The organism is Mycobacterium sp. Aquia_216, assembly GCF_026723865.1.
GTDB lineage: Bacteria > Actinomycetota > Actinomycetes > Mycobacteriales > Mycobacteriaceae > Mycobacterium.
In genome coordinates, this window is the sequence record NZ_CP113529.1 from 5,380,507 (window position 1) to 5,393,293 (window position 12,787).

The following is a 12,787-nucleotide window of genomic DNA, read 5'->3' on the forward strand; positions in this document are numbered from 1 at the left end:
CCATGGGAATCACTCGAGTACTGGTTGCCAACCGCGGCGAGATCGCCCGCCGGGTCTTCGCCACCTGCCGGCGACTCGGCCTGGGCACCGTCGCGGTCTACACCGACCCGGACGCCGCGGCCCCCCACGTCGCCGAGGCCGACGCCCGGGTGCGGCTGCCCAACACCAACGACTACCTGAACGCCGACGCCATCATCGCCGCCGCCCGCGCCGCGGGCGCCGACGCCGTGCACCCCGGTTACGGATTCCTTTCGGAGAACGCCGCCTTCGCGGCCGCCGTGCAGGACGCGGGCCTGACCTGGGTCGGGCCGCCGGTGGACGCGGTGCGGGCGATGGGCTCCAAGATCGAATCCAAGAAGCTGATGGCCTCGGCCGGGGTTCCCGTGCTCGACGAACTCGACCCCGACTCGGTCACCCAGGCCCAGCTGCCGGTACTGGTCAAGGCTTCCGCGGGCGGGGGTGGCCGCGGGATGCGAGTCGTTCGCGAATTGTCCGCGCTGGCGGGCGAAGTCGCCGCGGCCCAGCGCGAGGCGCAGTCTGCCTTCGGCGATCCGACCGTGTTCTGCGAGCGCTGCCTGCCGACCGGCCACCACGTGGAGGTTCAGGTCCTCGCCGATACCCACGGCACGGTGTGGGCCGTCGGGGAACGCGAATGCTCGATTCAGCGCCGCCATCAGAAGATCATCGAAGAAGCCCCCTCGCCGTTGGTCGAACGCATTCCTGGCATGCGGACCAAGCTCTTCGATGCCGCCCGGCTGGCGGCCAGCGCGATCGGGTACGCGGGCGCCGGGACCGTGGAGTTCCTCGCCGACGACGACGGTGAGTTCTTCTTCCTCGAGATGAACACCAGGCTGCAGGTCGAACACCCCGTCACGGAAGAGACCACCGGACTCGACCTCGTCGAACTGCAGCTCGCGGTCGCCGGCGGTGACCGTCTCGATGTCGAACCGCCTATCGCCCAAGGCCATTCGATTGAAGCCCGGCTGTATGCCGAAGATCCCGCGCGCGGCTGGCAACCGCAAGCCGGGCCGGTGTACACCTTCGATGTGCCGGGTACCCGGGCGCGGTTCAGTTCGCTGGGGCAGCGCACCGGAATCCGGCTGGACTCCGGCATTGCCGATGGATCGGTCGTGTCGATCCACTACGACCCGATGTTGGCCAAGGTCATCTCGTACGCGCCGACGCGCCGGCAATCCGCGCTGCTGCTGGCCGATGCGTTGGCCCGGACACGGCTGCACGGGCTGCGCACCAACCGCGAGCTGTTGGTGAACGTGCTGCGGCATCCGGCGTTCCTCGACGGTGCGACCGACACCGCGTTTTTCGACACGCACGGCCTGGCGCAGCTGTCGGCACCGCTGGGTGACGAAGGCGTCGTCCGGCTGTCGGCCATTGCCGCTGCGCTTGCCGAGGCCGCGCACAACCGCGCGTCCGCCACCGTGTTCGGCTCGATCCCCAGCGGCTGGCGGAACCTGACCTCGGGCTATCAGGTCAAGACCTACTCCGATGACGAGGACAACGAGCACCGGGTCGAATACCGGTTCACCAGAACGGGATTGGTGCTCGCCGGTGATGAGCCGGTGCAATTGGTCTCGTCGGCACCCGATGGGGTGGTGCTGGCCGACGCCAACGGTGTGGCGTGCGCCTTTGCGGTTGCGCGCTATGGCCGCGACGTCTACGTCGACTCGGCGCGTGGCCCGGTTCATTTGGACGCGGTGCCCCGGTTCCCCGAGCCAGGCTCATCGGTCGCCAAGGGGTCGCTGGTGGCACCCATGCCCGGAAACGTCATCCGGCTCGGTGCGCAGGTGGGTGACAGCGTGACCACCGGGCAGCCACTGATCTGGCTGGAGGCGATGAAGATGGAACACACCATCAGCGCGCCTTCCGACGGTGTGCTCAGCTCGCTCAACGTCACGACCGGTCAGCAAGTCGAAGTCGGAGCCGTCCTGGCAATTGTCGAAGGGCCCGACCATGCCAACTCACAAAGCTAAGCAAAGGAGATTCGTCAATGACCGATACCAGCTTCATCGAAAGCGAGGAGCGCCAGGCGCTGCGCAAGTCGGTGTCCGCGTGGGCGTCCAACTACGGCAGCGAGTACTACCTGAAGAAGGCCCGCTCACACGAACATACCGATGAATTGTGGTCCGAAGCAGGCAAACTCGGCTTCCTCGGCGTGAACCTTCCGGAGGAATATGGCGGCGGCGGTGCCGGAATGTACGAGCTGTCGCTGGTCATGGAGGAGATGGCGGCCGCGGGCAGCGCACTGCTGCTGATGGTGGTATCCCCGGCCATCAACGGCACCATCATCAGCAAATTCGGCACCGAAGAACAGAAGAAGCGCTGGATCCCGTCCATCGCCGACGGTACGTGCACGATGGCATTCGCGATCACCGAGCCCGACGCGGGTTCCAACTCGCACAAGATCACCACCACCGCGCGCCGCGACGGCAGCGACTGGATTCTCAAGGGCCAGAAGGTCTTCATCTCCGGGATCGACCAGGCGCAGGCGGTGCTGGTGGTGGCGCGCACCGAGGAGGCCAAGACCGGCAAGCTGCGCCCGGCGCTGTTCGTGGTGCCCACCGATTCCCCTGGGTTCACCTACACCCCGATCGAGATGGAGCTGATCAGCCCCGAGCGCCAATTCCAGGTCTTCCTGGACGACGTCCGGCTGCCCGCCGATGCGCTCGTCGGAGCCGAAGATGCAGCGATCGCACAGCTTTTCGCGGGCCTGAACCCCGAGCGGATCATGGGCGCGGCCAGCTCGGTGGGCATGGGCCGGTTCGCGCTGGAGAAAGCTGCCGAGTACGTCAAGACCCGCCAGGTGTGGGGAACGCCGATCGGCGCGCACCAGGGTCTGTCGCATCCGTTGGCGCAGTGTCACATTGAGGTCGAACTCGCCAAGCTGATGTTGCAGAAAGCCGCAACGCTCTATGACAGCGGCGACGACGCGGGCGCGGCAGAGGCCGCCAACATGGCCAAATACGCTGCGGCCGAGGCGGCTACCCGTTCGGTGGATCAGGCCGTGCAGTCGATGGGCGGCAACGGCCTGACCAAGGAGTACGGCGTCGCCGCGATGCTGACCTCGGCCAGGCTGGGGCGGATCGCCCCGGTCAGCCGCGAGATGGTGCTGAACTTCGTGGCGCAGACATCGCTAGGCCTGCCTCGAAGCTACTGATGACCAGGTCTTATTGATATGACAGTGCTCGTTGAATACGCCGGCCCGGATGCTGTCGCGGGGCCGTTCGCCCGGCTGACCCTGAACTCCCCGCACAACCGCAACGCGCTATCGACCACGCTGGTCAACCAATTGCACCAGGGCCTGCGCGACGCGGCGGCGGACCCGGCGGTGCGGGTGGTGGTGCTTGGGCACACTGGCGGCACGTTCTGCGCCGGCGCGGACCTCAGCGAGGCCAGTGGCGGCGACCCATCCGACATGGCGGCGGCGCGGGCCCGCGAGATGACCGCATTGTTGCGTGCCATCGTCTCTTCGCCCTTGCCGGTCATCGCCGCCGTCGACGGTCACGTTCGCGCGGGAGGATTCGGCTTGGTCGGCGCCTGTGACATCGCGGTGGCCGGCCCGCGCAGCACCTTCGCGCTGACCGAGGCGCGCATCGGTGTCGCCCCGTCGATCATCTCGCTGACATTGCTGCCGAAGCTGTCGCCGCGGGCGGCGGCTCGCTACTACCTGACCGGCGAGACGTTCGATGCCGGCAAGGCTGCGGCGATCGGATTGGTCACTATGGCAGCCGACGATGTCGACGCGACAGTGGCGAAATTGGTCGCCGATATCGGTCGCGGATCCCCGCAGGGTTTGGCGGCTTCAAAGGCACTGACAACGGCCGCAGTGCTCGAAGGATTCGACCGCGACGCCGAGCGGCTGACCGAGGAATCCGCCCGGCTGTTCGTCTCCGACGAAGCGCGCGAAGGCATGCTCGCATTCCTGCAAAAACGCCCACCCAGTTGGGCCCCGCCCGCCGGCGTCGACGATGCCGGCCGCAATTGACCCGTGCGTGGCAGGATGTTGCGATTTAGCCAACCCTCTTGCAGCAAAAGTTGTACGTCGTACGCTCGTGGGTGATGAGCGATTCGGCGCAGCACGATGCCAAGGACGCGCGTGACAATCTGTCGCGTGCGGCCGACACCGATCGCATTCAAATTGCGCAACTGCTCGCTTACGCGGCCGAGCAGGGCCGGCTGCAGCTCAAAGACTACGAAGACCGTCTGACCAGGGCATACGCGGCGACGACATACGAAGAACTGGATAAGCTGCGAGCCGATTTGCCGGGCGCACCGATAAGCCCGCGCCGGGGCGGCAAGCAAAATCCCGCGCCCTCCACACTGCTGCTTGCCCTGCTGAGTGGGTTCGAGCGGCGCGGGCGCTGGAACGTGCCGAAGAAGCTGACCACGTTCACGCTGTGGGGCAGCGGGGTGGTGGATCTGCGCTACGCCGATTTCACATCGACCGAAGTAGACATCCACGTGGTCTCGATCATGGGTGCGCAGAACATTCTGCTGCCCCCGGAGGTCAACGTCGAGATCCACGGCCGCGGCGTGATGGGCGGTTTCGATCGCGATATCGTCGGCCAAGGTACGCCCGGTGCACCGAGGGTGAATATCCACGGCTTCTCGCTGTGGGGCGGTGTGGGCATCAAGCGCAGAGCCCGCAGGCCTCATTCGTAAACCGACGCACCCTCGCCGGTCAGCCAATGTGAGCGCGCCGATCGGGGAACCCAGGCTACCGGCATCGCGGTGAAAAAGCGTGGATTTGCCTTTCTTCGCAAAACCACGAAATTGTCGCGTCCGTCTACTAGCGTGCTCAACAACGGCTCAGGGGAAGCACGTCGCACGAATTCCAGCCCGAAGTTGTATTTGGGCTGCGTGAAAAACCGTACGCGCAAAGCCTTTCCGCTCCCCGCGCCGCGCCCCGAACGTCGACGTCACGCGCAGCGAGGTGAGGAATGGTCGCGCTGGGAAACATCAGCGAATGGCAACCGCCGCACGGTCCGCTCACCATGTGGACGGCCGTGCCGACGGCGCATGAGGCGGCCCGCACCGCGCGCCGCAGCGCTCTTGCTCCGAGTTACCAACAGGCGCAACACCTCTGGTCCGCCTACCATGGCAAGGTCACGAACAGGCAGCTACCGCGTCTGATGATCGTGGCATGGGACATCCCGGGCAGGTGCGACGTTGCGGCCATGACCACTGCGGTCAATGCCCACGTCCGTCGTCACGACACCTACCACAGTTGGTTCGAACTCGAGAACGGCGTGATCGTGCGTCGCCCAATCGAGGACCCGGAAGCCATCGATTTGGTGCCGGTGTCGTGGGGGCATATGACCCCCGACCAAGTTCGTACCCACGTCTTGACCGCGACCCCCGGGACGCTCGAATGGGGTTGCTTCAGCTTCGGCATCGTCCAGCACGCCGACTACTTCACGTTCTACGCCAGTGTCGACCATCTCCATATCGACGGCTTGTCCGCCGGGGTCATCTTTTTCGACATCCACGTGACGTATCAAGAACTGTCGCAGGGCTCGCAGCCACGGCAGCCCGCTACGCCTCCCACCCTCAGGAGCTACCGCGACTACACGGCGCGGCAGCGCGAACAGGTTGCGGCCCTGACCCTGTCATCGCCGGAGATCAAGGCTTGGATCGCGTTCGCACGCGAGGCAGACGGCAACTGGCCGTGTTTCCCGCTGCCACTCGGCGACACGTGGTCCAGCAGCGCGGGCGACTTGGTGACCGTCGAATTGTTGGATGCGGCAGAGACGGAGGTATTCGACGCCACCTGCGTCGCGGCCGGCGCCCGGTTCCTCGGAGGCGTTCTGGCCTGCACGGCGTTGGCCGAGCATGAATTGACCGGCAATGAGCTTCATCACGGGTTCACCGCCAGGGACACCCGGTCACAGGGCATCGACACGATGACCGTGGGTTGGTTCGCGAGCATGGTTCCGGTCACCGTGCCGACAGCGGGCGCCTCGTTCCCGGAGGCCGCCCGGGCCGCGCAGAAGTCATTCGACGCGGCCAAGGACCTGGCCTATGTGCCGGTTGAGCGGGTGCTGGAATTGGCGACACCCGAGGAACTGGGCATCAAACTGCCCTCACAACTGCCGATGATGTTGTCTTTCCTCGATTTCCGGAAGATACCGCTGGCCGGCCTGTGGGCAGAGACGAACTTCGGTACCTACGGCGACAGTCTGTCCCACGGCGGGATCAATGCCTGGATCAACCGGCACGCCGAACGAACCACGGTCACGATCTCCTACCCGGACAACGAGACAGCGCGTGAGTCGGTGCGCCGCTACCTCGAGACGTTGACAGGTATTTTCGGCCGCGTCGTCGGCAAAGTCGCCGAACGGACGAGCACGGTTGCCGCTGAAGCGGATTCGGATGAAATGTACGCGCTTGCTCCGACGGAAGACGACGACGAGGCAGCCTAGCCGATGAGCAACGTGCTGGATTTTGCCGACCAGACACTCTTTCTCGGCGAGCGGTCGACAGCAACGACCAACGTGCTCCAATGTATCTGGGTGTACGAGCGGGGCGTCGATATCGACGGTCTGCGAAAGTTCCACCACCATCTCGGGCGGGGACGGCTATCGCGCCGGATCGAACGATCCCCATTGCCGTTCGGCCGTCATCGCTGGGTATCGGCCGCCGATCGGCCCAGCCTGGAGATCTCCGCAACGGCTCGACCGCGTGACGAAATCGACGCGTGGCTCGACCGGCAGGTCGGTAAGCGGCCGGACGCCGAACACGGCCCCGGATGGCACCTGGCGGTGCTGCCGCTAACCGACGGCGGTGCGGTGGTGAGTTTCGTTGTCACACACTGCCTCACCGACGGCGTCGGCCTCTGCGAGGCGTTGGTCGACGCGGCATGCGGACGTGGCGACGCGATCAGCTGGCCGGCCGCGGCATCGCGGCGGCGCTGGCAGGCGCTGCGCCAGGACGCTCGCCAAACCTCAGGCGATACCGCGGATATGGGCCGCGCCGTGATAGCCGCGGTGCGAATGGCCCGGCGCGGCAACGACGGTGCCGCCACCCCGGGATCCAGACAACGACCGGCACCACCCGGCAGACCAAACGAACGCATCACCATCCCCACGGCAATGCTCTTCTTCGACGCCGACGACTGGGACACCCGCGCACAGTCCCTCGGCGGTACCAGCAACACGCTGCTCGCGGGGTTGGCATCCCGCCTGGCCCAACGGGTGGGACGGATCGCGGCAGACGGCTCGGTCACCGTGAGTATGCCGCTGAACGAGCGCGCCCCGGGCGATACTCGCGCCAACGCGGTGACCAACGTCGACGTCAAGGTCGAACCGGCCGCCGCGACGACAGACCTGCGCGAGATCCGGGCCGCGATCAAACAAGCGTTGATCCGCCAGCAGGATCTGCCCGACGAGCGTTGGGCATTGCTGCCGCTGGTCCCGTTGATCCCGAAGCGGGTCTTCCGAAAACTGATCAGCGTGGTCACCGGCAGTGCAACCACGGTCGTGTCGTCCAACCTCGGGGCGATCAACGCGGCGGCCAATCGGCCGGACGGCACCGACGCCGACTACTTCGCGCTGAAGTCTTTGTACCCGGGCGTCACCAACGCGACGATGTACCAGACCAACGGCGCGCTGGCGTTGGTGTCGGGACGAATACACGGACAGGTCTTCGTCTCGGTCCTCGCCTACGAGCTGGGTCGCGATAACTCGAATGAGGATCTGCGACAACAGATTTCGAGCACACTGAGCGAGTTCTCACTCACCGCCACGGCGGGCTGGCACACCGCCAGCCCGGCAACGCGTTAACGACGGCGCCGCGAGCGCAGGTAGTCGCCGACCACCGCCGCGCCCAGGCCGTCGAGGTCGGGCACCACAACACGTCCTTCGACCCGGCGTGCGACCTGGTCGATGAACCGCGCCAGCCCCGGATCGCTGCCCAACCGGAAGATCGTGATCTGCGCACCGAGGCGCGCCATATCGTCGAACCCCCGCACGGTGTGCGCGATGGTCCGCGGATGCGGCGGGTAGTCGAAGAACACGGACGACCCGTCACCGCCGACATCCTCGAGGTGCGCGGTCGGCTCACCGTCGGTCACCACCAGCACGACGGGTTGCGCGTTGGGGTGGCGGCGCAGATGACGGCCCGCCAGCGCCAGCGCGTGATGCAGGTTGGTGCCCTGCTCGTAGACCCCCTCCAGACCGGTCAGCTCGGCGGCGGTCACGGTCCGGGCATAACGGCCAAATGCGATGATCTGCAAGGCATCCGAGCGAAACCGGGTGGACACCAGGTGATTGAGCGCCAGCGCCGTTTGCTTCATCGGCAACCAGCGATTCTCCATCACCATCGAAAACGAGGTATCGACCAGCAGCGCCACCGCTGATTGGGTGCGCGCCTCGGTCTCGGACACCTCAACGTCGTCGACGGCGATCTTGAGGACCGGATCCGCGCTGTCCAGTGTCGCGGTGCCCGCCTGCCGCAGTACCGCGTTGGTCAGCGTGCGGGGAATGTTCCACGGCTCGGTGTCGCCGAATTGCCAGGGCCGGGTCGCACCGGTCAGCTCCCCCGCCGCCCCGGCGCGGCGCAGATCGCGCTCGCCACGCCGGCTGGAAAGCTGTTGTGCCACATCACGTAGCGCCGTCTCACCGAGTCTGCGCATCGCCTTCGGCGACAGTCGCCACTGGCCGTCGGAACCGCGATCCAAAAAGCCCTGATTGACCAGTGCCCGTTCCAGTTCGGCCAGGGTCCGCGCATCGACGGCGGCCTCGTCGCCGAGCTGGCGCGCCAGCGCGTCGAGATCGACGTCGTCCATGGTGGCACCGGGATAGCTTTGCGAAAGCTGGTCGGCCAGCTGTTCCAGTTCGGCGACGTCCGCGAGGGCCTGAGTCCCTTCGCCCATCCCGAACGGGTTGTCGCCGGAGAACTGCTCGGAACCCATCCAGTCCTCGCCGGGCCGCGCGGCCTGCAGGTGCGAGTCGAGACGGTTCAAGGCCTGCATCAGCGACGGGGAGCCAAATGCCTGCTGCGCCAACGCGTCGAGCTCGGCGCGCTGGTCCGGGCTCAGGCTGTTGCGGAAGCGCTGCGCGGCGGCGGCGCGCTTGGCCAGCGAGTCCAGCAGCTCATCGACGTTGCGTGGGTTCTCCGGAAAGAACTCGCCGTGCTTGTCCATGAAGTCGTCGAAGTCCTGCTGCGTGTCCTCACCGCGGCCGTGCTTGTCCAGCAGCTCGTTGAGGTCGTTGACCATGTCGGTGACGCGCTGGCGATCCTCGTCGGTGGCGCCTTCCAGCGCTTCTTTCATGCCGGCGAAGCGTTGGTCGAGCATCTCGCGGCCAAGCAAATCCTTGATTTGGTCGTACTTTTCGCGAGCCTCGTCGCTGCGCCAGTTGTACTCGGCGAGTTCTTGGACGGCCTTGGCCGGCGAGGACGGCAGCGCGTCGAGCTGAAGTTCACCGAAGCGGGCGTCGTCGTCGAGCGCGCGGGCCAGTTCCTTGCGCTCGGCCAGTACCGCCTCGTCGAGCAGCTTTTTGACGTCCTGCAGAGTTCCGTCTAAGTTGTTGCGGCGCAACAAATCCCGTCGACGGCGGTTCGCTTCTGCCGCCAACCGGTCGGCGCCGGGCATGTTCCTGGTACCGCGACGCAGCAGCTCGGACAGCGCCCGGCGCGGGGAGGTCCCGCCCATGACGTCCTGCCCGATCTGCTCGAGCGCCTCGCGCAGATCCACCGGCGGAGCCAGCGGGTCGGGCCCGCCGGTGTACGCCGAGTATCGCGATGAGTGCGCTTTAGCCATAGACGGTTTGGCCCTCCCCGGACACCTTGTCGATGCGCTTGGCCAGATACAGCGCTTCCAACGCCAGCTCCAACGCCGCGGCCCGCTCGCCCTCGGATTCCGCGTTCAGCCGGTCGGCGATCTCCTCCACCACGGGCAACCCCGGAACCGCGGCGAGCACGTCCTTGGCCGAGACCCGCTCGCCCGTCGTCACCGCCGAGCCGCCCTCCACGGCGGCGACCAACGAACTCACGTCGATGCCGCCCAGCGCTCGAGACGCGGTGTCGGCGGTCGCGCGGCGCAACAGGTGTTCGAGCACCGCCTGTTCGCGGCCCTCCTCGCCGGATTCGAATTCCAGCTTGCCGCGCAGCACGTCGATCACGGTGCCCAGGTCGACAACTCGGGCGACCGGGTCGCTCTCGCCGAGGATGGCACCGCGGTGCCGAGCGGCGGCGGCGACGGTCTCCGCGGCGGCGATGGCAAAACGCGCCGACACCCCGGAACGCTGGTCGACCGAGTTGGACTCGCGCAGGTAGCGGGCGAACCGGGCGATCACCTGCGTCAGGTATTCCGGAACCTGCGCGCTCAGGTGCGCCTCCTGCACGATGACGCCGACCTCGGCGTCGAGCTCCAGCGGGTAGTGGGTGCGGATTTCGGCGCCGAACCGGTCCTTGAGCGGGGTGATGATGCGACCGCGGTTCGTGTAGTCCTCGGGGTTGGCGCTGGCGACCACCAACACATCCAGCGGCAGGCGCAGTGTGTAGCCACGGACCTGGATGTCGCGTTCCTCCATCACGTTGAGCATCGACACCTGAATGCGCTCGGCCAAGTCGGGCAGTTCGTTGACCGCCACGACGCCGCGGTGCGCGCGCGGAATCAGTCCGTAGGCGATGGTCTCCGGATCGCCGAGGCTGCGCCCCTCGGCCACCTTGATCGGGTCGATGTCGCCGACCAGGTCGGCGACGCTGGTGTCGGGGGTGGCCAGCTTCTCGGTGTAGCGCTCACTGCGGTGCTTCCACTCCACCGGCAGGTCGTCACCGAGTTGCGCCGCCCGCCGTATCCACTCCGGTGTAATCGGCGTGTACGGGTGCTCGCTGAGCTCGGACCCGGCGATCACCGGCGTCCACTCATCGAGCAGCCCGACCAGCGCGCGCAGCAGCCGGGTTTTGCCCTGGCCGCGTTCGCCGAGCAGAACGAAGTCGTGACCCGCGATCAGCGCCCGCTCCAGCTGGGGCAACACGGTGTCGTCGAATCCAAAGATGCCCGGCCAAATGTCGTCACCTTCGGCCAGCGCGGTCAGCAGATTCTCGCGGATTTCCTGCTTGACTCCCCGTTCACGATGGCCGGCGGCACGCAGCTCGCCGACGGTTCGGGGCAGATTGCTCGGTGATGTCACCACTCCAAGTTACGTCGCGCCGCAAAGGTGCGTCATGTGCACCGGCTTTAGTGAGCGAAGTGACGCGCACCGGTGAGGTACACGGTGACGCCGGCTTCGGCTGCCGCGGCGGTCACTTCGTCATCGCGCACCGAGCCGCCGGGGTGCACGATGGCCTTGACTCCGGCACGCGCCAGCGTTTCCAACCCGTCGGGGAAGGGGAAGAACGCGTCGGAGGCCGCCACCGCTCCCGCGACGCGGTCGCCGCCGCGTGCATTCCCTCTTTCAACGGCCAGCCGGGCCGCGTCGACGCGGTTGACCTGGCCCATGCCGACACCGATCGTGGCGCCCCCGGAGGCGATCACGATCGCGTTCGACTTGACCGCGCGACAGGTACGCCACGCAAAGACCAGGTCGCTCAACGTCGCCGGGTCGGCCGGTGATCCGGTCGCCAGCGTCCAGTTGGCCGGATTGTCCCCGTGCGCATCCAGCTGATCGCGCTGCTGTATCAGCAGTCCCCCGCTGACCGGTTTCAGCTCGGAGCCACCGGCCAGCGGCTCGGACGCCACCAGCACCCGGATGTTCTTCTTGCGCGTCAGCACATCGAGGGCATCCGGCGCGTAGGCCGGGGCGACGATCACCTCGGTGAAGATGGTGCTGACGTACTCCGCCATCTCAACGCTGACTTCGGTATTCGTGGCGATGACTCCGCCGAAGGCACTCAGCGGATCGCATTCGTGGGCCTTGCGATGTGCGTCGGCGACCGAAACCGACGAGACGGCGATGCCACACGGGTTGGCGTGCTTGATGATTGCCACACAGGTCTGCTCGTGGTCGAAGGCTGCCCGCCAGGCCGCGTCCGCATCGGTGAAGTTGTTGTAAGACATCTCTTTTCCGTGCAGCTGCTCGGCCTGTGCCAGCCCCGGCCAAGCGGCCGGGTCGACGTAGAGCGCCGCCTGCTGGTGCGGGTTCTCGCCGTAGCGCAGCATCGCCGAGCGGCGCCAACTGTGGCCGAACCACTGCGGAAACGTCGTCTCCGGGTGCTCGGGCGACAGGGTGCACTCCATCCACGTCGCCACGGCGATGTCGTACTCCGCGGTGTGCTGAAAGGCCAACGACGCCAGCTTCTTGCGCTCAGCGAGAGTGAAACCGCCATTGCGTGTCGCGGCGAGCACCCCGTCGTAGCCGCGTGGGTCGACGACCACCGCCACACTCGGATGATTCTTCGCGGCGGCCCGAACCATCGACGGCCCGCCGATGTCGATCTGCTCGACGCATTCGTCGATGCCCGCGCCGGAGTCGACGGTCTGACTGAACGGATACAGGTTGACGACGACCAGCTCGAAGGCCGCGATCCCGAGCTCCTGGAGCGCCGCGGCGTGCTCGGGCTTGCGCAGATCGGCCAGCAGTCCGGCGTGCACGCGCGGGTGCAGTGTCTTGACCCGGCCATCGAGCACCTCGGGAAAGCCGGTCAGCTCCTCCACGGGTGTCACCGAAATCCCGTTATCTGCAATGGTCTTCGCGGTCGATCCGGTCGAGACGATCTCGACCCCCGCCGCACTCAGGCCCTGGGCGAGTTCTATCAGGCCGGTCTTGTCGTAGACGCTGATCAACGCGCGGCGAATCGCTCTTCTTGATTCGTCAGTGGTCACTGGAGT

At 66.6% G+C, this 12,787-nt stretch carries 9 protein-coding genes; 6 read left to right on the forward strand and 3 right to left on the reverse strand.

What is annotated here, in order from left to right; genetic code table 11:
- Positions 1-2 precede the first annotated feature (2 nt).
- The 6 genes from OK015_RS25095 (at position 3) to OK015_RS25120 (ending at position 7,796) form a co-directional block, all read left to right on the forward strand.
- Positions 3-1,988 carry an acetyl/propionyl/methylcrotonyl-CoA carboxylase subunit alpha gene (locus tag OK015_RS25095; RefSeq protein ID WP_268127156.1) on the forward strand — a complete coding sequence of 662 codons (1,986 nt, stop codon included), beginning with the start codon at positions 3-5 and terminating at the stop codon, positions 1,986-1,988.
- Positions 1,989-2,005: 17 nt separating this feature from the next.
- Complete coding sequence (locus OK015_RS25100) at positions 2,006-3,172, forward strand: acyl-CoA dehydrogenase family protein (RefSeq protein WP_268127158.1); 1,167 nt, start codon at positions 2,006-2,008, stop codon at positions 3,170-3,172.
- A gap of 18 nt (positions 3,173-3,190) precedes the next feature.
- Complete coding sequence (locus OK015_RS25105) at positions 3,191-4,000, forward strand: enoyl-CoA hydratase family protein (RefSeq protein WP_268127161.1); 810 nt, start codon at positions 3,191-3,193, stop codon at positions 3,998-4,000.
- A gap of 74 nt (positions 4,001-4,074) precedes the next feature.
- Positions 4,075-4,677: a DUF1707 SHOCT-like domain-containing protein gene (locus OK015_RS25110; protein ID WP_268127163.1), complete on the forward strand. Its 603-nt coding sequence runs from the start codon at positions 4,075-4,077 to the stop codon at positions 4,675-4,677.
- 278 nt (positions 4,678-4,955) lie between these two features.
- Complete coding sequence (locus tag OK015_RS25115) at positions 4,956-6,437, forward strand: condensation domain-containing protein (protein WP_268127166.1); 1,482 nt, start codon at positions 4,956-4,958, stop codon at positions 6,435-6,437.
- A 3-nt stretch (positions 6,438-6,440) separates the two neighbouring features.
- Positions 6,441-7,796, forward strand: a complete 1,356-nt coding sequence (locus OK015_RS25120) for a hypothetical protein (protein WP_268127168.1) — start codon at positions 6,441-6,443, stop codon at positions 7,794-7,796.
- Here OK015_RS25120 and OK015_RS25125 read toward each other — a convergent pair.
- The 3 genes from OK015_RS25125 to purH are packed head-to-tail and all read right to left on the reverse strand — an operon-like array spanning position 7,793 to position 12,781.
- The gene (locus tag OK015_RS25125; protein ID WP_268127170.1) at positions 7,793-9,775 is read right to left on the reverse strand and encodes a vWA domain-containing protein; all 1,983 of its coding nucleotides are present in this window, start codon (positions 9,773-9,775) and stop codon (positions 7,793-7,795) included. The genes OK015_RS25120 and OK015_RS25125 overlap by 4 nt on opposite strands.
- A complete protein-coding gene (locus OK015_RS25130; RefSeq protein ID WP_268127173.1) occupies positions 9,768-11,153 on the reverse strand; it encodes an ATP-binding protein in 1,386 nt (461 codons plus the stop codon). Before OK015_RS25130 ends, OK015_RS25125 begins: the two co-directional genes overlap by 8 nt.
- Positions 11,154-11,197: 44 nt before the next feature.
- On the reverse strand, positions 11,198-12,781 hold the full coding sequence (gene purH / locus OK015_RS25135; RefSeq protein WP_268133077.1) for a bifunctional phosphoribosylaminoimidazolecarboxamide formyltransferase/IMP cyclohydrolase: 1,584 nt from the start codon (positions 12,779-12,781) through the stop codon (positions 11,198-11,200).
- Between the last annotated feature and the right edge of the window lie 6 nt (positions 12,782-12,787).